General features: G+C 62.2%; 26 protein-coding genes. 12 read left to right on the top strand and 14 right to left on the bottom strand.

Features of this window, described 5'->3' with window-relative positions; translation table 11 throughout:
* Positions 1–103: 103 nt before the first annotated feature.
* From BM222_RS43310 to BM222_RS14370, 3 genes are all read right to left on the bottom strand, one after another.
* The gene (locus tag BM222_RS43310) at positions 104–337 is read right to left on the bottom strand and encodes an imm11 family protein (RefSeq protein WP_502690892.1); all 234 of its coding nucleotides are present in this window, start codon (positions 335–337) and stop codon (positions 104–106) included.
* Positions 338–421: 84 nt separating this feature from the next.
* Complete coding sequence (locus BM222_RS14375; protein ID WP_092228883.1) at positions 422–1042, bottom strand: imm11 family protein; 621 nt, start codon at positions 1040–1042, stop codon at positions 422–424.
* A gap of 36 nt (positions 1043–1078) precedes the next feature.
* The gene (locus BM222_RS14370; protein WP_092228882.1) at positions 1079–1858 is read right to left on the bottom strand and encodes a DUF4261 domain-containing protein; all 780 of its coding nucleotides are present in this window, start codon (positions 1856–1858) and stop codon (positions 1079–1081) included.
* Between the two features lie 360 nt (positions 1859–2218).
* On the opposite strand from BM222_RS14370, the gene BM222_RS14365 reads away from it, so the two are divergent.
* The 3 genes from BM222_RS14365 (at position 2219) to BM222_RS14355 (ending at position 3642) form a co-directional block, all read left to right on the top strand.
* A complete protein-coding gene (locus BM222_RS14365) occupies positions 2219–2419 on the top strand; it encodes a hypothetical protein (RefSeq protein WP_092228881.1) in 201 nt (66 codons plus the stop codon).
* A 693-nt stretch (positions 2420–3112) separates the two neighbouring features.
* Positions 3113–3313: a hypothetical protein gene (locus BM222_RS14360; protein ID WP_092228880.1), complete on the top strand. Its 201-nt coding sequence runs from the start codon at positions 3113–3115 to the stop codon at positions 3311–3313.
* Complete coding sequence (locus tag BM222_RS14355; RefSeq protein WP_092228879.1) at positions 3310–3642, top strand: hypothetical protein; 333 nt, start codon at positions 3310–3312, stop codon at positions 3640–3642. Before BM222_RS14360 ends, BM222_RS14355 begins: the two co-directional genes overlap by 4 nt.
* A 279-nt stretch (positions 3643–3921) precedes the next feature.
* On the opposite strand, the gene BM222_RS14345 is transcribed toward BM222_RS14355, so the two are convergent.
* Entirely contained in the window at positions 3922–4134 is a 213-nt protein-coding gene (locus BM222_RS14345) for a hypothetical protein (protein ID WP_244547129.1), read from the bottom strand.
* A 366-nt stretch (positions 4135–4500) separates the two neighbouring features.
* Here BM222_RS14345 and BM222_RS14340 point away from each other — a divergent pair, with 366 nt between their 5' ends.
* Positions 4501–4686 (top strand): hypothetical protein, encoded by a 186-nt coding sequence (locus BM222_RS14340; RefSeq protein WP_092228973.1) that lies wholly within the window; start codon positions 4501–4503, stop codon positions 4684–4686.
* A 15-nt stretch (positions 4687–4701) separates the two neighbouring features.
* Here BM222_RS14340 and BM222_RS14335 read toward each other — a convergent pair whose 3' ends face one another.
* Positions 4702–4875 carry a DUF3606 domain-containing protein gene (locus BM222_RS14335; protein ID WP_092228972.1) on the bottom strand — a complete coding sequence of 58 codons (174 nt, stop codon included), beginning with the start codon at positions 4873–4875 and terminating at the stop codon, positions 4702–4704.
* A gap of 233 nt (positions 4876–5108) precedes the next feature.
* Here BM222_RS14335 and BM222_RS42070 point away from each other — a divergent pair, with 233 nt between their 5' ends.
* From BM222_RS42070 to BM222_RS14325, 3 genes are all read left to right on the top strand, one after another.
* Positions 5109–5537, top strand: a complete 429-nt coding sequence (locus BM222_RS42070) for a Crp/Fnr family transcriptional regulator (protein WP_244547128.1) — start codon at positions 5109–5111, stop codon at positions 5535–5537.
* Positions 5538–5840 (top strand): Crp/Fnr family transcriptional regulator, encoded by a 303-nt coding sequence (locus tag BM222_RS42065; RefSeq protein ID WP_349509856.1) that lies wholly within the window; start codon positions 5538–5540, stop codon positions 5838–5840. It begins immediately after the preceding gene.
* Positions 5841–6089: 249 nt separating this feature from the next.
* Positions 6090–7337, top strand: a complete 1248-nt coding sequence (locus BM222_RS14325; protein WP_092228877.1) for an NRAMP family divalent metal transporter — start codon at positions 6090–6092, stop codon at positions 7335–7337.
* 96 nt (positions 7338–7433) lie between these two features.
* Here BM222_RS14325 and BM222_RS42060 read toward each other — a convergent pair whose 3' ends face one another.
* Positions 7434–7718, bottom strand: a complete 285-nt coding sequence (locus tag BM222_RS42060) for a hypothetical protein (RefSeq protein WP_092228876.1) — start codon at positions 7716–7718, stop codon at positions 7434–7436.
* Between the two features lie 189 nt (positions 7719–7907).
* Positions 7908–8885 carry an arginase gene (gene rocF / locus BM222_RS14315; RefSeq protein ID WP_092228875.1) on the bottom strand — a complete coding sequence of 326 codons (978 nt, stop codon included), beginning with the start codon at positions 8883–8885 and terminating at the stop codon, positions 7908–7910.
* 252 nt (positions 8886–9137) lie between these two features.
* Here rocF and BM222_RS14310 point away from each other — a divergent pair, with 252 nt between their 5' ends.
* Positions 9138–9392 (top strand): hypothetical protein, encoded by a 255-nt coding sequence (locus tag BM222_RS14310; RefSeq protein WP_177243217.1) that lies wholly within the window; start codon positions 9138–9140, stop codon positions 9390–9392.
* 13 nt (positions 9393–9405) lie between these two features.
* On the opposite strand, the gene BM222_RS14305 is transcribed toward BM222_RS14310, so the two are convergent.
* Positions 9406–12150, bottom strand: coding sequence for an EAL domain-containing protein (locus BM222_RS14305; RefSeq protein ID WP_177243216.1), 2745 nt, complete (start codon positions 12148–12150; stop codon positions 9406–9408).
* A 60-nt stretch (positions 12151–12210) separates the two neighbouring features.
* Positions 12211–13467, bottom strand: a complete 1257-nt coding sequence (locus BM222_RS14300; protein ID WP_177243215.1) for a FecR family protein — start codon at positions 13465–13467, stop codon at positions 12211–12213.
* A 130-nt stretch (positions 13468–13597) separates the two neighbouring features.
* Between BM222_RS14300 and BM222_RS14295 the strand changes: the two genes are divergently transcribed.
* Both BM222_RS14295 and BM222_RS14290 read left to right on the top strand, forming a co-directional pair.
* Positions 13598–15388, top strand: a complete 1791-nt coding sequence (locus BM222_RS14295; protein WP_092228874.1) for a ShlB/FhaC/HecB family hemolysin secretion/activation protein — start codon at positions 13598–13600, stop codon at positions 15386–15388.
* Positions 15389–15526: 138 nt separating this feature from the next.
* On the top strand, positions 15527–16357 hold the full coding sequence (locus BM222_RS14290; protein ID WP_092228873.1) for an alpha/beta fold hydrolase: 831 nt from the start codon (positions 15527–15529) through the stop codon (positions 16355–16357).
* Between the two features lie 179 nt (positions 16358–16536).
* Here BM222_RS14290 and BM222_RS14285 read toward each other — a convergent pair whose 3' ends face one another.
* The 5 genes from BM222_RS14285 to BM222_RS14265 all read right to left on the bottom strand — a co-directional run bounded on the left by BM222_RS14285 (position 16537) and on the right by BM222_RS14265 (position 19159).
* A complete protein-coding gene (locus BM222_RS14285; protein WP_092228872.1) occupies positions 16537–16878 on the bottom strand; it encodes a phasin in 342 nt (113 codons plus the stop codon).
* A 147-nt stretch (positions 16879–17025) separates the two neighbouring features.
* Complete coding sequence (locus BM222_RS14280; RefSeq protein ID WP_092228871.1) at positions 17026–17211, bottom strand: hypothetical protein; 186 nt, start codon at positions 17209–17211, stop codon at positions 17026–17028.
* Between the two features lie 329 nt (positions 17212–17540).
* Positions 17541–17702: a hypothetical protein gene (locus tag BM222_RS41055; RefSeq protein ID WP_177243214.1), complete on the bottom strand. Its 162-nt coding sequence runs from the start codon at positions 17700–17702 to the stop codon at positions 17541–17543.
* Between the two features lie 307 nt (positions 17703–18009).
* Positions 18010–18573, bottom strand: a complete 564-nt coding sequence (locus BM222_RS14270; RefSeq protein ID WP_092228870.1) for a hypothetical protein — start codon at positions 18571–18573, stop codon at positions 18010–18012.
* A 46-nt stretch (positions 18574–18619) separates the two neighbouring features.
* Entirely contained in the window at positions 18620–19159 is a 540-nt protein-coding gene (locus BM222_RS14265) for a GcrA family cell cycle regulator (protein ID WP_092228968.1), read from the bottom strand.
* Between the two features lie 164 nt (positions 19160–19323).
* On the opposite strand from BM222_RS14265, the gene BM222_RS14260 reads away from it, so the two are divergent.
* Together BM222_RS14260 and BM222_RS14255 are read left to right on the top strand one after the other, a co-directional pair.
* On the top strand, positions 19324–19932 hold the full coding sequence (locus BM222_RS14260) for a S24 family peptidase (RefSeq protein ID WP_092228967.1): 609 nt from the start codon (positions 19324–19326) through the stop codon (positions 19930–19932).
* A gap of 99 nt (positions 19933–20031) precedes the next feature.
* Positions 20032–20307, top strand: a complete 276-nt coding sequence (locus BM222_RS14255; protein WP_092228869.1) for a hypothetical protein — start codon at positions 20032–20034, stop codon at positions 20305–20307.
* Positions 20308–20331: the final 24 nt, after the last annotated feature.

Genomic DNA, 20331 nt, shown 5'->3' with positions numbered 1-20331 from the left:
TCGGATTTCTATTTCGGAGAGACTTAACAGTCGGGCAAAATGGGTTCGCCGGCGCCAGAGGCGCATCGGCAGCGACGAGCGGTGAAATGATAAACCTAGAAGCTTAGGCCGTTCGCCGCGGACCTGCCCACGAATCGCGACGGTGAATGCTTTTCAGCAGCCCCTGAATTTCCAGGAGACCGCGTCGAATATCGTCTTGGCCCGCGTTAGCGAAGATTCTGGACGTCCTCAACAGGAGCCCCCTCAGCCCTGCCGACTTACAGGCGCTCTTCATCTCCTGGTCGCATATCACGCAGCTTTCAAAATGCGCCATACGAAACACGTGGGTGTTGCCAATGAGATCTTCCTGGTTCTCCGGCTCGCAGCTGCTCGCCTCATGCTCGACTTTGAATTCGTTTTTCGTACTCGTTCGAGCCCGCGATCACTCGCCGGCATCTTTGAAGCCTGTACCCCTCATGCCCGCGGTCTTGCAGGCATCCTTCATGACCTGATCACAGATGATGGATCTCCAAAGTCGCGGCCTGAAGATATGGGCCGACCCAACGATCTCTTCCTTAAAGACGAATCTGGGTCGCGCCGTCGGATCATATCGCCTGTATTCACTTCCAACATTCATCATTGCACCTTGCGATTTTTCCTCGTCGATGGCATCGAGTTCACGAACGACATCGCAGAGCCAGTAATCCGGGGCGGCCTTCCGACTCAGAGACCGCGTTTCACATTTCAGGAACGCCACGCCTTCTCGATCGACGGCTTCGAGAACGCCCTTCATTCGATCGGAAACGAGCCAGAAGTCGTGGAAACGCTCCCAGTCGACGGGGGCGCGACCGAGAGACCGGTCAATGAGCAGCCGCAGCGGCTCGGAGAGTGCCGGAAAGCTTCGTCTGTGCCGCGGCGACATCAGAACGCGCCGCCCATTCAGAACAGGGATGTTTTCCATCTGCCATCCTGGTGTCGTCTGAAACCTGAAATCGGGCCCGACGTGATAGAATTTTTTCGGCTTTGGCTTGCGCAAACGCTTCTCGCTAGACGATGCAGTCATGACTTGGTGTTCTCTGGGGCATCCCGTGTGGCACGACTACAACCAGCCATCAGTACAGTGAAACACGGGCATGCCATTGAAGTGATCAGAATTCTTGTAACGAACGGCGATACGCTCCTTCGCATCGCCCCCGAATGTGTCGCCGTCTCTGAGCACTTGTCCGTGTTCGATGAGATAGACAACGAGGCCTGCCACCTTTTCGATCAAGGCCCCAAGCTCCAGCCTGGACGTCTCGAACTCAACCTCACGGCCGGCAAAAGCGGTCAGTCCCATCGTCACTGAACCAATGCCTTTCTGCGAGCGGAAAGGCAGAACATCGACCCAGAGTTGGAACGGATAGTCAGGGAACGGCGCATAGGATTGCTTGGAAAGATGCAGCCAAACATCAGCAGGTCGTGCGACCTTGCCATCCCAGACCACAGCACAGCATTCCGGCATGGTTGCTATCAACGCGCCAATGGCAGCTGTCATCAGACGAGCCCTGGGCAACAATTGTTGGTTTCGTCCGAGCACCGAGACCATCAAATGACCGCTGTGCCGCGCCGCGACGGTGCTCGCCTCCGGCCAGGCCGTAGTCGCGCGCGACCATAGCCCGGGATCCCCTGGAATGGGCGTCGGCATCGACATCACCGTAATGAGTTGATCGCCACAGCGGAGGACAGACGCACCCGCCGAACCCTGGCGGATACCCGCATCGCTTGCATGCATCTCCGTGGCCAGCTCCGGGTGCCTGGTGCGAAGCGCAGCGGCAAGCGCCGCCATGTCAGGCGCTGCTGGGCGTTCCGTCAATACAAACGCAAGAAATGAATTGCTCATCGTCGCCTCGCAAGAGCGAAAGGGCCAACGTCGATCGACGCTCGCTCACAGGTTGAGGGGAATTGATTTAGAACAAATCAGGAACATTGTCTAGGTCGAAATTTCGGGCACTTAGGCTTTTGCGAACCGCTATAACGGGAGCGAACCAGGAAGTTCATTGTGCAAGCTCCGCTGACGACCTGCTTTGCGATCCACACGGGAGATGAGCAACTCCATTCGAGAACGAAAAAGCCCGCTACGGATTCCTCCGCGCGGGCTAAAGCAAACTTTCTCTATGGTGCCATCATGCCAGTGTTTTGCCCGACGTGTCAAACGAACGAACGGGCGCGCCCGCGCGTTGGTCGATCAGGAGGATCGGCCATGACATCGAAGATCGGTTCGACAACATCGCCAATTTCGCGGCACACTCCGGAGCCGCACATCGACAGGACACGCGACACCCGAGAGGCTGCGATCGAAGATGCACCGAAGGCAGACGACAACAACCGCGATCTCGTTCACGGCGATGGCGGCACCATCGGCATTCCGACGAAGCCCGGCGATCTCTCGCGCGACGATTAGCGCGGCCGCGCATCTCGCAGCTCGTTGCGCGACGGAGGACGGCCCCGGCGCTGACGGGGGCTTGGGCGCCGGAGCCGCCATTCCAGACCGGTCAATCGGCGGCAGACCGGCCGCGTAACAAAGTCCGGCCGGAAAGCGGAAGTTCCTAAATGGCGCAAGCGGCACCGCAGCGCTGCTGTCCCTCGCCGTCCTCACTTCGAAATGGATCGCGCGCCCTGCGGCCAAGGAACGTATCTGGCATGGCCTGTTCAAGACCTCGAGCGGCTTTGCGATCTCCTCGCGCATGCGCGCGTTCTGCGCCGAGATTGCGGACGCTTCGTTCTGGACGCGGTGGCTCGGCGAGCGATCGTCCGGCATGGCGATGCTCCTGGCTTGGCTGGCGGGAGCACGCCCGGTCTCTTAGCCACCGACGCCTACTGGCAGAGCCTCGGCCGGCGATACCGAGCAAACGACCCGAGGCTAGCTTTGTTCAATAGTGAACTTTAGACCCGCAAAGGCGCGGTATGAGTGAGCAGGTGAAAACGCCGAAACTGCACCATCAAATCATCACGGATTTTTTCGGCCCTTTATCAAATGATACGGACTCTCTTCAGTACGCGCCGTACAGTTAACCATCACCACAAGGCCACTTACGTTCATCGGGACGAGAGCGTCCGGTCGCGCTCCGTCTCCCTCGAACTTGGGAGCAGCGCTATGTTGAAGCGGCGTCGTTTCAAGCAAACCAAGACACTTCACGAGAGGCTCGCAGAGGAAGCGGCGCAATTGCGCGAGGAAGCCCGCACGCTTGCGCCGGGACGCCGCCGGGAGACGCTGTTGCGCCGCGCACGGCAAGACGAGACGGCCATGCAGATCGACGCCTGGCTGCATTCACCCGGCCTGAGGACGCCGTCATGAGCGCGCAGTATCGTGCCTATCTCGTCGGCGAAGACGGCGTCTTCCGCAGCGTGGAGGCATTCGAGGCTCCGTCCGATACATCCGCGCTGGCTTATGCGCAGCGGTTTGCGCGCCGCGGCGATGTCGAGGTCTGGCAACTCGGCCGCAAGATCGGCTTCCTGAAAGGACCGTCTCCACCCGAGGCGAAGAACCTTGTCGCAGGCCCCTGGACACAGGATCCGGGAACACAGAACTCTGCGCTAGGCGGCTCGCTGAAGCTCCGTCGTCCGTTCGATCCGCGCCTCCAGCAGGGCGATCGAGATCCGCAAATTGTCGCGGCGGGCGCGTAACGCTTGGGCAAGCATCGAATAGGTCGGACTGCCGGGATCGGTGGTCCCTGCGTTGCGCTCCTCCTCGTCAATGTCGCCCTCAAGCATCCGAACCCGCCAGTGCAGGTCGGAGATTAGAGCGTGGAGCTGCAGGGACGCGGTCGCTTCGAAACGGGACGTTGCTTGCATGTGTTCGCCTCAATCTGAAACGGCCCGACTGGCCGGGCCGGTATTGAGACGCATGCAGCAAGAGACATGCCAGCTCTTCCGGAGGAATCCGAAGCAGCAAACCCGAAGGCCTCACTCCTCCGCCAGCTTCCGCTCGATATAGGCGTCCACTGTCTCCGCGAATGAGCGCTGCACGCCGACCGACGTGACATGCAGCTCGATCGCATCCTGCTGCAGCACGCGCAGGCCGCGTCTGCGTGCGCTGACCGGCGCCATCGCCAGATAGTCGTCGATCGTGCCCATCGCCAGCGGAATGCCTTTCGGGTCCCCCCTGGCAATCAGCAAACGCAAAAGCTCAGGCTATCGGCCAGACCCGGCATCGCTTCACATCTCAGCCTTGCAGCGACTTCGGTGGCCTGGGCTTCCTGACGGGCTGGGCATGCGTCCCGAACAGCGCGAGCAGCAAGGCGACTTCTTCCTTCGAACCAATCTGGATCATCGTGATCTCCTTTGCGCTCCGTTGGTCGGGGCCAGCACCGGCGGAGTTCAGGACGATCTGGTTTCAGCTGTGTTTCAAAACGGTTTCGTCGCTGGTGCAGGCCCTGCATCTTCCCGATCGGTCAAGCTTTAATCGAATGCACCCGGCCGGATTCGGCGGAAGGAAATCTGTTCGCGTCACGCTGGCACATGTCCGTGCTCAGGAGAGAGCCGATGTACTACGTCGCCGGCGTGTTGCTTGCACTTTCGGGATTGTTCTATTCGGCGGGCCGCCACGAACTTGGTTCGTTCGGCGCTGACGTTTGCAGCTACGGCGGGGCGTTCTGCGACAGCCCGCTGGTGGTCTTCACCGGCGCGGCGCTCGCGGCCGCCTGGGGCATGTTCGTCAGCGTCAAGTAGATCGCGCGGGCCGGCTCACAGCGCCAGCTCCTTGCGAACGGCCGCCGCCGAATTGCCGACCTTGTCGACAGCCCGTTGCAGCTCTTCCCTGGAGACGCCGAGTGCATGGGTCCAGTACTTGACCTCCCAGGCCTCGTGCATGTTGATCTTGCTGCGATCCGGCTGTTCGCGTTTCGTCAGATGGTCCATCCCGACGTCCTCCTCCCAAAAGAACGTCACCATGCACCGGCGGTTCCGACAGCGAACCGGCGGCCTACTGAGACCCGCGTCACTTAACATTTGTTGTATTTGGCTCATTCGCTAACCCATCGTCCACAATGTTGAGAAGCCGGCCGCGCGTCACTTAACCTTTGTTGTCCGCAGCGAGCCGGGGTCTGTGCTTTTTGGCCTCACGCGTTAAGGCGCGTGGGGGAATGAGAGACGTGACAAGCGACATGATCTGGGCGCCGCTGTTTCAGCGCCTGAAGACGACGACCGGTGCCGATGACAGGGACCTCCGAGCTCTCGCGGCGCTGCCGTTCACGCTCCGCAACTTTCGCGAAAACCAGACCGTGCTGCGCGACGGCGAGCAGCCGAGCGAATGTTGCCTGATCGTGGACGGCTTCTGCGTCCGCTCGAAGACGATCGCGGACGGCAGGCGCCAGATCCTCTCGATTCACATTCCCGGCGATCTGCCCAATCTGCAAAACCTGCATTTCGCGACCGTCGACCATGACCTGATCGCGCTGTCCGACTGCACGCTGGCCTTCATCGCCAACAGGGCGCTCAACGACCTCATCCGCCAGCAGCCTGGTGTCGGCGACATGTTCTGGCGCGACACGCTAGTGGATGCCGCTATTTCCCGGGAATAGATCGTCAATGTCGGCCAGCGCTCGGCCTACAACCGGCTTGCGCATCTGATCGTGGAGTTGCGCGAGCGGCTGCGCCCGATCGGCCGCGTGATCGACAACACGTTTGAAGTTCCGCTGACGCAAGAGCAGTTTGGCGAAGCCATGGGCGTGACCAGCGTTCATACCAACCGCATCCTGCGCGAGCTGCGCGTCGACGGCGTTCTCGAGCTTCAGCGCGGCACCGTGAAGATACTCAACGAATACAAGCTCCAGGAGCTCGCCCAGTTCGACGGCCGCTATCTGCATTTGTCGCCATCGTCCTGAGCGGGTCGCTCAGGAAACGAACACCTCGCTCGTGTCCATGCGCAGGCGTACCGCCCCAAGTCTCAACGTGTTTTCAGCAAGGGAATCACGCAACGCACCGTCTCGGAAGCCGTGCGACGATGGAACTTTGCGGCTATGATCGCGCTTGATAGCTGAATTCGCAATTCCGGAAGGTGAGCCCTGTCGAACCGGTCCAAACGTACAGCTTCCAAACGCGACAGCGTCGTCGCGCCGACAAAGTCGCCACCGATGCTGCTGCGGCGGCTCGGACCCGGCCTGATCACGGGCGCCGCCGACGACGACCCGTCGGGCATCGCCACCTATTCGCAAGCGGGCGCGCAATTCGGCTACGGGCTGCTCTGGACGGTATTTCTGACCCTGCCGTTCATGATCGCGATCCAGCTCGTCAGCGCGCGGATCGGCCGGGTCACGGGCAAGGGGCTAGCGGCCAACGTCCTGCAGCTCGCGCCACGCTGGATCGTGATGGGGCTCGTGACGCTACTTGTCGTGGCCAACACCTTCAATATCGCCGCCGACATCGCTGCGATGGCCGAAGCGCTCTCGCTGGTCATCGGCGGGCTCAACCACGAGCACGCGCTGATCTTCGCGGCGGGCTCGACCCTCCTCCAGGTCTTCGTGCCCTATCGCCGGTACTCGCCGGTGCTGAAATTCCTAACGTTGGCGCTGTTCGCCTATGTCGCCACCGCCTTCACGGTGAAGATCCCCTGGGCTACGGCGCTCCTGGCCACAGTATGGCCGAAGGCGACGGTCAACAGCGACTATTTCATGATGGTCGTCGCGGTGCTCGGCACCACGATCAGCCCCTATCTGTTCTTCTGGCAGGCTTCCCAGGAGGTCGAGGAGATGAACCAGGGCCAGCGCGACAAGCCGTTGCGCGATCTGCCGAGCGGCGGCGATCCCGAAATCGCACGCATCAGGGCCGACACCTCCGTTGGCATGCTGCTGTCGAATTGCATCGCGTTCTTCATCATCCTGACCACGGCCTCGGTGCTGAACGCAAACGGCGTCACCAACATCAACTCCGCGACCGAAGCGGCCGAGGCGCTACGGCCGCTCGCCGGCGATTTCACCTTCGCGCTCTTCGCACTCGGCATCATCGGCACGGGTCTTTTGGCGATCCCGGTGCTGGCGGGCTCGGCGGCTTATGGCGTTGCTGAAATCTTCGGCTGGCGCGCGACGCTGGAAGCAAAGCCGGAGAAGGCGGTCGGCTTCTACACCATCATCGCAGCTGCGACCGTGATCGGCTTCTGTCTCGGTTTCACGGGAATCGATTCGATTCACATGCTGGTGTGGAGCGCCGTTCTCAACGGTATCGTGGCCGTCCCGATCATGGCGATGATGATGCTCATCGTCTCGAACAAGGCGATCATGGGGCGCTTCAAGGCGCGGTCGTGGCTCGTCGTGCTGGGATGGCTCGGCACCTCGCTGATGGCGCTGGCCGTCCTCGCCATGCTCGGCTCGTCCGTGATCGGCTAAACTGATGACAACAGGTGGTTACCTGACCGGTCGAGAAAGGGCCTCGTGCCCATCCGCCAAAGGCGACAACGCTTCCTCAGCTGCGGCCGCGAGAGCTTACGGCGTCACCGGATTAACGGTCGGAGATGTCTTTGGCCCGGGCCGCTCCGGCTCAATCGGAGATTTTGGGTCAGTCGGAAGCACTTTGGCGCCCGCCGCTCGGGCGGCCTCGCCTGTGGTCGCATACATTGCGACATGAGCCGGCTGCGTCTTGGCCCGGCTCCAGGGACCGTGATCCACGACCAGCATCGCAGCAATCGTCAGGCCGGCCACAACCAGCGCGATCGCGCCGGGGTGGCGAAGCGCTGAGAAGATGGAGTTCGCGAAGCGGCCGGTCCTCATCGAATGACCCTACTTTTCCTCTGGTGGGTTAATTCAAGCGCGGCCCGCGAGTTCCGCTCTGGCTCAAGCGAGTTCCCGACCAATGCGGGGAACTTGAACCAGCATCGGGCCCTCGGCGATGATCCATTTGGCCGCCTCTGGCTTCAGGCCGGCCTCCTCCATTCCTTTGCAACGCACGATCGAGTTGCGTCACTCGCCCGGCGCAATCGCGTTGCTGGGCGTGGGCCGATCGGTGATCTGCTGACCGAACAGGCTGCCGATCAGTTCGACCGCGGCGCGCGCGGTGCGGCCGCGCTCATCCAGGAACGGATTGAGCTCGACGATGTCGACCGATCCCACCACGCCGGAATCGTGCAGCAACTCCATGACGAGATGTGCCTCCCGATAGGTCGCCCCTCCAGGTACCGTGGTGCCGACGCCCGGCGCGACGCACGGGTCGAGAAAATCGACGTCGAAGCTGACATGCAGCACGCCGTTGCTCGCTTTGACGCGCTCGATGACGCGCCGGATCAGCACAGCAACGCCGAACTCGTCGATCTGCCGCATGTCGACGACCCTGATCCGGCGCGCGCGCATCAGCTCCTTCTCGAGCTTGTCGATTGAGCGCGCGCCGAACAGATCGAGCCTGCCTGGATCGATCGAGACGCGTGGAACATCTCCCAACAGGCCGTCCAGACCGGCCTCGCCACAAAGGAACGCGGCCGACATGCCGTGCATATTGGCCGTGATCGTCGTCTCCGGCGTGTTGTAATCGGCATGCGCGTCGAGCCAGAGCACGAACAGGTCGCGGCCGCGCTCGTGCCAATGGCGCGACATCGCATTGACGGACCCCATGGACAACGTGTGATCGCCGCCAAGGAAGATCGGCAGGGCACCGGTTTGCGCGACCTCATAGCCGCGGCGACTGAGCACGCGGGTCCAGCGCTGGATTTCGCGGTAATGATTGGCCTGCTGCGGCGGCCTGTCGGTGAGATCCTTGACTTCGGCCGCCGAGAGATCGCCGAAATCGACGACTTCGAAATCCAAGCTTTCGAGCACTGTTGCAAGGCCGGCGGTCCGCAGCGCCGCAGGGCCCATCAGGGTACCGCGCTGCGAAGCGCCCATATCGATCGGTGCGCCGAGCAATGCGATGCGCCGGGCTCGATCCGTGATGGTTCGATCGGTCACGGCAATCCTCCTGAGATCAGCAAGGTTGCACCCACCGTAACAGAGATTCGCACCCGTCGTTTCACGGGGCCGCCGGAACAAATTCCCGCGCGCCGCATTTTCTCCGCAAGGCCGGTACCCGCCGTTCAAGACGGCGCCTGTCGCGGATAGCCAAAGGCCTTCGGGCCCGCTGTTCAAAACGAGCGCACGCGCGGATAGCCAAAGGTGCCGGCCTCAGTTGTGTCGTCGGGTCTGAAGGTCGCGAGCTTGAGCATGGACATACAGCAGCCTAATCCCCAGCCCGGCATGGCCGAGCGCGCCATCGATGCAGCGACCGAGGTGTCCCATACCTTCGGCGAGGTCGCGGGTGGGCTGCGTGCCGCCGTCGATCGCCTCACTTACGCCATTGATGAAGCACGAAAGCCGGGCCGGCCGCTCGCCACAGTCGCGGCGATCACGCGCGAAGCACCCCTGGCCAGCCTCTTCGTCGCGTTCCTGTTTGGCGTGGCGGTTGCACGCCGGCGCTAACGATCGAGCCAGCTCAGGCCGCGCTGACAGCTTCAGGCTCGGCCGCCAGGAACTGCTCTCGGAACGCGTCGGCAGGCATCGGACGGCCGAAGAAATAGCCCTGCCCTTCCTCGCAGCCCATACTGACCAGGAAGTCGGCCGTCGCGCGGTTCTCGATACCCTCCGCAACGACCGTCAGGCCAAGCTGCTTGCTGAGACCGATGGTCGAGCCGACGATCGCGGCATCGTCGGAATCCGAAAGCAGGTCGAGCACGAACGAGCGGTCGATCTTGAGGCCGTCGAGCGGAAACTTCTTCAGATAGCTCAGGCTTGCATAGCCCGTTCCGAAATCGTCGAACAAAATGCGGACGCCGAGCTGCTGGATACGCTTGAACATGTCGAGGACCCGATCCTCGTCGTGCAGCAGGATGTCCTCGGTGACTTCGATCTCGAGCAGCGACGGGCTCAGTCCCGTAGTTTTGAGCAACTCCGCAACCGAATGCGCGAGGTCGCCGGATTGGAGCTGCGAGGGCGAGAGATTGATGGCGAGGCGGACAGCATTGCCCGACAATTCCCAGGCACGCGCCTGCCGGACCGCGGTCTCCATGACCCAGTTCGCGATCCGCTCCGACAGTGCCGAGGTATTGACGACCGGCATGAATTCGCCCGGCGACACGTAGCCACGCGCCGGATGCCGCCAGCGGATCAGCGCTTCGGCTCCGACCAGGCTGCCATCGACCAGGCGAACCTGGGGCTGATAGAAAAGCTCGAACTCGCCCCGGTCTGCGGCAAGCGCCAGTTCGCTCTCCAGCGTCAGCCGGTTTTCCAACTCCTGCCTGATCGCACTCTCGAAGATCACATGGCTGCCGCGTCGCGTCAGCTTTGCCTTGCTCAGCGCAAGATGGCCATTGCTGAGGAGATCGTCCGCGCTTTGTCCACCGTCCGGATAGACGGCGACACCCATGCTGATCCTAACCCAATGCTGGCGCGTACCCGCTGCGAGCGGAGCCTCGAACGAGCACGCAATCCGCTCAGCGAACGCAGCAATCGGTTCGCCGAGGCCGGCGCAATCCAGCGCAATTGCAAACTCGTCGCCGCCGAGCCGGGCGACGAGTGCCTTGCTATCGACTTGGGTCCGCAGGTGCTCAGCCACCGCGCGCAGCACGAGGTCGCCGGCGGCGTGTCCGAGCATGTCGTTGATCTGCTGAAAGCCATCGAGCCCGAGCACGAGCAACGCGACCTCCGAAGACCGCCCGTCCGCAGCAGCAATCAGGCCGATGAGTCCCGCGTGCAACGTGTTGCGGTTGGCGAGCCCCGTCAGCGCATCATATTCGGCCAGATATCTGACGCGTTCAGCCGCGCGCTTGCGCACGGAAATGTCCCGCATGATCGCGCCATATTGGAAGCCGTCCGTTCCCTGCCAGCCCGAGAGGCTCGCCTCGACGGTGAACGTTTCGCCATTCTTGCGTCGGCCCTCGAACTCGACGACGACGGCCCCGCCGGGAGCCAGCAGTGCCTGGCGCGCTGCATCGCGCATGGCGAAAGTCTCGCTGCCGCCATCGGCCGCGATAGCGCAAAGCGTTTCAAACGGGCGCCCGATCATCTCGGTCGGCATATAGCCGAAGATCGCGCTCGCGCCAGGATTCCAGACCGTGATCCGATGATCTTCGTCGGTGCAGACCAGACCGTCGCCGAGCGACATCGCGATGCGGTGAAAACGGCTTTCCGAGATGCGTCCCAGCAGGCTGCGGAAGTCGATCTCGTCCAGCGCGATCGCCGCGAGATAGGCGACGATCGCGATGTGGAACAGCGAGGTATCAACGACAACCGGCCAGCGTTCCTGGACAAGTACGGCTGCGAGTTCGATGCCTGCTCCCGCTGCGACCAGGATCGCAACGCGGACCCCCGGTGCGACACGGCGCCAGGAATACAACATCATCAGGCAGATCAGGCCGAGACTCAGAATCGTGCCGGCACCGGACGTCCAGCGCAGCATCCGGTTCTGAAGGACCGACTCCGCTGCCATCGCCTGCAGAACGGGTCCGGCGAGGATACGGCCGTTTGGAACGCTGAAGCGGTCGCCCAGTTCGAGTGCCGTGGCACCAACAATGACTTTCTTGTCCCGCAGTTTGTCGAGCGCAGTGGCATCGCCGCGTAACACGTCGACATAGGAAACGACGGGAATGGAAGCCGCCCGAATGCTGAAGTCGATCAGAAAAGGCGGCCGTCGATTGACGTCCTGTCCGGCCAAAACCACCGCCATCGACGGAATCTGCGCATCGCCGAGTTTCTCTGCGACGGGATAGCGGCGAACGAGCCCGTCGGATTCAACCGCGACATTGACGACGGCCGGCCACGACTGGTTGCCGAACGGCTTCAGGGGGCGATTGATGTGAGCTGCGCCCCCATTTGGCGTCGGCTGCTTGAACGACGGCAGGATCGTCGAGCCGCCCACATCCCGAAGCGCGGTGAGGAAGGCTTCGTCGGCAGCCGGATCAGACGGTGTGCTGAAATCGATGTCGAAGGCCACGTCCTGCACTCCGGCGGCCTCAAGCCGGTGCAGGAGATCGGCGTGCAGGCTGCGTGGCCAGGGCCATACGCCGATCTGATCGATCGAAGCGGCGTCGATTGCGACCACGACGACGTTGCCGGTAGCGGAACGCGATTGCCAGGCGAAACGGAGATCCGTGAGCACGTTGCGAAGCGGGCCATGCCATCCGGTGGACAGCACGACCCCCAGAGCGATCATGACAAGGATATGCGGCCGATAGCGTTTCACCCGATCCTCCCCACGCACCTGCAGCAACGGGCGCGCCCCCTCGTCCTCTAGAAAATCGCCTTAGTGGTGATGGCCGTTCCCATTCCCGTTGCCGTTACTGCCGTGACCACCACCATTGCCGTTGCCGTTGCCGTTGTTGCCTTTGCCGTTACCGGTGGCGCCGCCGCTACCGTAACCTTGATCGCCTTTGTCATTACCGGCGGTTTTGCGGTCGTCATTCCTGGTGCCGATATTGCCGTGGCCATCCGACGGTCCGGCGGCCGCGTCGCTGCTCGAGCCGGCGCTGGTCGCAACATTGGTTGCTCCTGTACTTGACGATGTCGACGCACTCGACCCACTGCCGCTGACAGTGACCGCCGTGATCGCGGAGCTGTTGGTCGCAGTGGTCGTCGTGCTCGACTTGCCATCGCTCCACACCGTGTCGGTGCTGGCGTTTGCGTTTCGCACCTGTCCTGGTGCGATGGTGTTGTGGGCGAGCCCGTGCGTGACCTTGTGGAAGTTCAGCTTGACCTCACCCAGCGAGCCCGAGATGTGCACGGCGCCGATCTTGGGCGCGCGCGCGCTGGCTGTCTGATGCGAGTGCATCGGCCCGCCAGCCATCTTGGCGCTCTTGTCGAACGTGCCAAGAGCGTGGATCGCACCACCATTCCCGGTGTTGCGCGGCGCCGAGAGGCCTGACTTCGGCACTGGGACGCGTTCGATCGTCGAGGCACGCGGCTTGCCTTGCTCGATCGGATTGAGCGGACCGGAGCCTCTCAGGCTGAGGCCGGGCTTGCCGTGCTCGAAGGCGGTGGCGACCTGTCCCGGCATGACCTGGGCAATCTGCCCGGTCTTGAAATCGGAGACCTCGACCTGGCCACGGAGCACGCCCACCTTGGTGCTGCCTGCGCCTACTGTAACGCTGAAATGCGTTCCCTTGACCACGGCGGCGAGATAGGGCGTCTCGACCTCGAAATGCTTGACGTTACGCTTCTCGACCTCGAGCAGGATCGACCCCGCCTGCTGGATGATCGTGGTCGAAAGACCCTCCTTCTTCTCGGCCGGGACCCCGACCACCGAGTTCGGCGAGATCAAAATCGTCTCCTCGCCGCGAACCAGCAGCACGCGCCCGTTCCGCCCGGTTCGGATGGTGTCGCCCGGCTTCAGCGTTTCTTCCTGGTTTAACGAGACCTGTTGGGCGCCACTGGAGGAGAGCCAGACCTCACCCGTTGACTTGCTGACCGACCAGACGCCGTCATCCGCAGCGGATGCACCGGAAGCGGCTCCCATCATCAACGCGGCGATTAGGGCACACCGCATTCCAACTCTACCCAGCATGATGATCCTCGGTCCGCATGACAGCCAACCGCGAGGCGTATCCGAAATCATTCAACATAGACTTAGCGGGACGAGGTCAGCAGAGCGGTCGCATTAACGATTCATTGACCATAAAAAACTATGAAAAATCATGCAGCTAACGAAATTTTACCGGCTCAGGGGCACTTCTCCGTCAAACTACGGAGAACTGTTCGTTGCGCGCATTGAGAAGCGCCATCTCCTCACTGCGTTGGTGCTGGCGGCATCGACGATCGCGGGAGTTCCGCAGGTCTTCGCGCAGCAGGCGCATACCCCCGGCTTCGACCCGAGGCAGCCGGAGAAATATTTTGAAAACCAAAACGAGCGGGAATCCCTGAGCCGGCCCGCGCTGAAGCTCCCTTCGGCTGGCCAATCCAATGCCGAGGGGGATAGCAAGGCGCAATTTGTGCTGCGCGGAATCGATATCAGCGGCGCCCAGGCCATCTCCCCCGATCGCATCGCCGCGGCCTACCAGCCTTATCTCGGCAAAAGCGTCTCGCAAGCCGACCTCGTCGCGATCGCCGGCGCGATCAGCGATCTCTACCGTGCCCAGGGCTTCCATCTGAGCCGCGCAATCGTGCCGGCGCAGGATATCGCCGACGGCCGTGTCCAGATCCAAATGATCGAAGGCGCGATTGTAGAAACCGAGCTGAAAGGCGATGGCGCTGAGCAATTCGGGATCAGGCCGATGCTCGGGCCGATCCTGGCAGAGAGGCCGTCGCGCCTGGCAACACTCGAACGTCAGCTCTACCTCATCAACGGCAGGCCGGGAGTCCGGATCACCGATACCGCGCTGGAGGAGATCGGCGGCGCGACCGGCCGTTTCCGCCTCACCGTTTATTTGAAGACTTGGCACGTCTTCACCTCGTTCGGGCTCGACAATCTCGGCTCATCGTCGGTTGGCCCGTGGCAGACCTATGCGACCGGGGCGTTCAACTCCTACCTCACGCCAGGGGACACCCTCGCGGTCAACCTGTCGACGGCCGCCAACGACCCGCGCGAGCTCGGCTTCTCGCGGCTGTCCTATGATGCTCCAGTCGGCGTCGACGGCGTACGGCTCGGCGGATCAGTGCTGTACAGCGCGGTCAGGCCGGGCGATGCGCGTCGGCTCGCCAGCGACATCACCACGACCGAAGCGTTCGAACTGCGCGCCAGCGTCGTCGCGCTACAATCGCGATCTTCCACGTTGACCCTGACTGCGGCCATGACCTTCAGCAATGTATCGGAGCACGATCTCTACGGCCCCTGGTACAATGACCATATCAGGGCCGCGAGCCTCACGGCCGACTATCGGCTCCAAGACGGCCTCGGCGGCACCAACTTTGCGACGATGACCTTTCGCCAGGGCCTCGATGTCTTCGGTGCCTCGCATTTCGAGGATGATCTGTTGTCGCGCGACGGTGCGTCCTCGAATTTCTCGGTGCTGAACTTCTGGTTCACTCGCTACCAGTCACTGACCGACGCCTGGTCGCTCAAGCTGTCTGCAGCGAGCCAGACCGCGTCACGGCCGCTGTTCACCTCGCAGCAATTCTATCTCGGCGGCGCAGCATTCGGCCGCGGTTATGGTGCGGCCGAGATCAGTGGCGACAACGGCCTTGCCGGTTCCGTCGAACTGCGCTTCGACCAGAAGCTCGATTTCCGTTACTGGAGCGGCTACCAGCTCTACGCGTTCGGCGATGCCGGTGCGGTCTGGAACGACGGTTACCGGCTGAGCGACGGCCTCTCGCTGACATCGGCCGGGGTCGGCGTGCGGTTCTTCCTGCCGCACGATCTCCAGGCAGATTTTGGCGTGGCCGTGCCCTTGAGCTATCGGGCGCCGGGCAATGAGCGCCGCAGCCCGCGCTTCCTGTTCACGCTGTCGAGCGCGTTCCGCCTGCGCCCTGAACGAAACGGCTGTCTCTAGCCCCGCGGGACCGCGACGCGGCTCTTTTGGGGCCAGACTCGCAGACTTGCCTAAATTTAATCCTGTGAGGTGCTCACGGTCGCTCGATCGAGCCGTTTTCAATAGCCATGTTCAGTCAAAAGTGATTGAGACGGAACCATGAAGAGGGTTTTTGGAATTCTGGCTTTTCTCTGCGTCCTTGCAGCCGGCGAGTATGTCGTCGTCAGCAAGCTCGCGATCCGGCACGAGACGTTGTCCTTGTTCGACGCCTCGCGTCAGCGGCCGATCTCGGTGGATATCGCGGTGCGCCGCGACTACGAGACGAAGGCCAATCTCGGCCTGTGGAAGCTTCCAGTCGCCATCATCAGCAATGGCAACACGGTCAAGGCCACCGAATATTCATTCCTCGCCAATGTTCTGGCAGCGCGTGGCTATCTCGTCGCCAGCATCCAGCAGGATTTGCCGAGCGACCCTCCCCTAATGACCCGTGTCGGCCAGCCATATGTCGGCCGGCGCGAGGTCTATATGCGTTGCGAGGCCAACATCCTGTTCGTGCTGAACACGCTGAAGGGGCGGCAGCAAAATGCCGATTACGACCACATCACGCTGGTCGGTCACTCCAACGGCGGCGACGTCTCCATGTATGTCGCCCGGCAGCATCCCGAACTCGTGTCGAAGGTCATCACGCTCGACAATCTCAGGGTGCCGTTCGTCCTCAACGACCACATGAAGATTCTGTCGTTTCGCTCCAAGGATCCGCACTTCGTGACCGATCCCGGTGTGCTGCCGACGCCGGAACAGGCCAAGGCGCGTGGTATCGACATCATCCACACTGGCGCGCAACATACCGAGATGAGCGATCGTGGACCCGACTCGGTCAAGGAGAAGATTCAGGCGACACTTGACCGTTTCCTGCGCGACAGCGCCAGCAGCGCACTCGCTCCAGCCGATACGACCGCGCCGATGATCATGAATCCCGGCGACTACTGACCAAGGCTCTTTGCGGCCGGGCGAACGAGCCCTGAAAATGCAAATCCCTGCCGGTTGAACCGACGGGGATCAGCAGAAGTGAGGATGGACGGCGGACGACGCGCATCGGGTGGCCCGTCATGGACCCGCAGCGGAATTGGCATTCGCCGCTGCGCGAGATCAACGAGCGACGCGCCAGATCAGGACTTGCCCTTGCCCGGCTGCATGAAGTTGCCGGTCATCTGGCGCATGTGATCGCCGGCATTGGTAAACTGGCTGCGCAGGAACTCGGACTGGATCCGCATCGCCTCCTGGAGGTCGGTTGCGTGAACCAGCTTGCGAGCATGCTCGAACGCTGCCTTCATGTTCTGCTCAGTAAAGGCAAGCGCCTGCTTGGAGACGTCCGCCCCCGCTCCCGGAACGGAGGTCATCGACTTGGTGGCGGCATCGAAAAACATGCCGAATGCCTTCTCAGCCTGGTCGATCGTTTTCTCGGCCAAGTCGCGTAGTTCAGCGGGAACTTCGAGCTTCGGTTCGATCATGGTCGCACTCCTCCCTCTTTTTCCTGACTGATTATCACATTAGTGGCACCGCATTCCAGCGGTCAGTCGCGCGCCACGGCAGCAGCTTGGCGGTCTGCCCGGGCGGGAAGATGGACAAAGCGGAACGTCGGGGCGGGGCCGGTCCTGCTAGGATAGGGGATGTTCGGGGAGTGTTTCGTCAGTGACGAGGTCTTCGACAAGCCTGATGACCTCGAAACGCTGGCGGGGAGCGAGCTTGAGAAAGGCGCGCAGCAGGCGGAGACTCTCGACCGTACCGTTCGCGGGGGCACCGAGCTTGAGATGCAGTTCAGCCGCGAAATTGAAGTTTTTCATCTCGCACCTATGACAGGATCGGCCCTTCGGGTTGTACATCAGCAGCCCATAGAGGACCAAATGCCGTCACCGAACGCCATGGCGACGACCGACTCTCGGTCGGAGCATCCCAGCAGACCATCACGCTGAGCCGCAGATTCAACAGATTCGGATCGAGCCGAGAAGTTGCAATCATGACAAGAAACAACCCATCGCGCAAGCCAAACCGTACTACTTAGCGATGCTTCGCCAACATCGCGCCACGGCAATTCCGAATAACAGGAATAGGCGCCGTCGTCACCCGCCTGCGTCAAGAAGCAGCATCAGTCACCACATGGCCCCGATCGCTGTCAATTCGACCAACGTTTCGGGTTGCTTCCGGCATGCTCGGAAACTGGCAAACACAGGGGCCGCGCGCTGCGCATCGTCAGCTTCGCGCTGCGGATCAGCCCATGAGCCAGGACGGCAGCCGTCAATGTCCAGCTTTCGACGATAAACGGATCGGTGGCCATGGCGGGACTGGTGAGACCGAGACAGACGAACAAGCGAAACGGCGCGCCTTGATTTTGTCGCTTGAGTCCTGATCTCCCGGTTTGGACTCGCCGCTGCGCGTCACAGTCCACCATCGCCCTATGCTGCCATGGTCGTTCACGATGATGCGACCACAGAACGGTGAAATGCAGCAGGCGCCAACCGCCAAGACCGGCCTGCTGGCGAACGCTTCGCTCCGGGTCGAGCCCTACACGACGCCCTACCAGATCATGCCGCATCCGTGACAACGGACGACGTGCCGGCGGCGAAAGGCTCCGGCATTGTCGTTCAACGGCGCCGGGCTGTTGTGTCGGTCGCAAAGCCGTAGACGAGGGCCAGCCGGTCGAGGCATTCGCGAAATCGCCGGGCGAAATAGTCGTTCCAGCGCTGGGTGCGGACGGCGCGCCGCTGCCCGATCTGGTCCATCGTCAGGCCGTGCACCAGCACGTCGTGGACCAGAGCTGCACCGTCGGTGCCGAGCTCGTGCTCGACCCGGTTCAGCCGCAGCACAGCCTGGCGCTGGCTGTCGGTCATGGGCTCGCGGAAGGCTGCGCCGTCGACATATTCGCGGGTCGGATCCATGGCCTGTGGGCCTCGCTCCGCCCTCTCCCAGTCGTTCTGATAGGCTCGACCACCTCGATACTGCGCCTCGTCGATCTGGTGGTGCGAGTGCAGCCGGCCGAGCGGATCGTTCCTGATCGACCGCATCGCCACGATCTTCTCGTCCCTATCCAGCGCCAGTGGATTATCGATCTCGACCTCCACCACCTCGGCGTTGAACGACAGATCGCGCGACCGCCGGTCGTGAAGTCCGGTCAACCTGTAGGACATATTGCGTCTGGCACGTGCCACTCGGAAGCTCCTTGCGAATTGACATGAGACGGGACGGCGACGCCGGTCAGGCGGCGGAAACCAGCCTCAGCACGACGGCACCGGCCGCACAGCCGGACGCTGCTCCAGGACCGCGAGTCAGGTGAGCATGCGGCGCGCAGTAGCCCGAACCAGGCTGACGCGGATGGCCGCAGAAACGGATCTCCTCTTCTTCCCTGTCACCTCCATAGGGGTAGCGGCAGTCGCCTTGCTCGAGTTCGACCAGCGCGATCAGGCGCGGCCGGACACCAACGCAGCGCAATTTGACCGGACTGACCGGCTTCAATGCCGACGGTGGCGGCAGGTTCAGGCTGGCTGACGCGGCACGATTCGGCGCGAGCTGGGAGGGCTCGCCCGACAAGGACGGCACGATCGACGGACTCATCACCCGTTCGGGCGCGGCAAGCCCGAGCCCCAGCCGCTTGGCCCGACCGACCACCGCGTTGCGCGTGTAAGCCGTTCCAAACCTTGCGTTAATCTCTCTTCCGATCTGCGCGTATGACAACCCCTTGAAAAAATAGTCTCGAAGCGCGTCGGAATGCTCCGACGGCCAATGGCCCGGTTCCATGCTGCTGTCCTGTGATGCGCCCCGACCGTTCGATCCGGCGGCGGACACATACATTCCGTTATTCCGAATAGGAAGTCAAGCCGGAATTCTGATATTCATAATTGCATCAATTCCGAATTTCGGATTACAAGAGCCATGTGCCATGGCAATTCGAGGGAAACATCATGTTGGACGCTGCAATGATCGAGCGGGGCCTGGAAAAGACGGGCAAGAGCAAGGGCGGGCTGGCCGCGGCGATGGGCGTGCGTCCGGGAGCGGTGTCCGAAATCCTTGGTGGCGAGCGCCTGGTGAAGGCCTCGGAAATCATTCCGATCATGGAATATCTCGAGCTCAACCTCGCGCCGATCATGGGCCGCGTCGGCGCCGGCGCCGTCATCGAGCCTGACGTCGAGCAGGTTCCGCCGGAGGGGCTCGGCGACGTCACGCTGCCCTTCCCGATCATGGAAGAAACCGTCGCGTTCGAGATCGTCGGCGATTCGATGTTGCCCAAATACGAGAGCGGAGACGTGATCGTGGTCTACAAGGACCAGCGTCATCCGCTGTCCAGCTTCTACGGCGAAGAGGCCGTGGTCCGGCTCAAGACCGGCGAGCGCTATCTGAAGACCATCGAGCGGGGCAAATCACCCTCCGTCGTCAACCTCACCAGCTTCAACGCCAAGCCGATCGTCGGCGTCAAGCTCGACTGGGTCGGAGAGATCTGCCTCTCGATGCCCAAGGGCCAGCTCGAGCGGCTGCGCGCCAAGTCCGCCCGCCCGCGCAAGAAGAGCCGGTAAGGCGTGATTTCCGATTTTTGGAAGTCAGCCTTGACTTAATTCTCCTTTTCAGAAATACTCTGCCGCGCGCCGATCATCGGGGCGCGGCAGGATCGTTTGATGCAGTATTTCGTCGTGATGATCGATTACGGGCGCCGCGGTCGAGAGGCGATTGTCGACCCTGAAATCACCAGGCGCGAAGTCATCTCCCGAGTCAGCTCCGGCGAATACCAGAACATCTCGTTCGTCCACGAAATCGCGGGGGATTCCGTCGAGGACGTGACCGAAGCCATTCTGGCTGAGGCCGCCCTCCCCGAAATCCCGTCCGAGGATATCGATCTCCAGGCGAACCGTCTCGATCACGTCCGCGACTTGCACAAGCGCGACAAAGTATGACGCAGGCCGAGGCCACAGCCACTG

Origin of the sequence: Bradyrhizobium sp. Gha (genome assembly GCF_900113735.1) — a bacterium.
In the GTDB taxonomy this organism is placed as follows: domain Bacteria; phylum Pseudomonadota; class Alphaproteobacteria; order Rhizobiales; family Xanthobacteraceae; genus Bradyrhizobium.
This window is presented reverse-complemented; position numbering and strand designations above follow the sequence as displayed.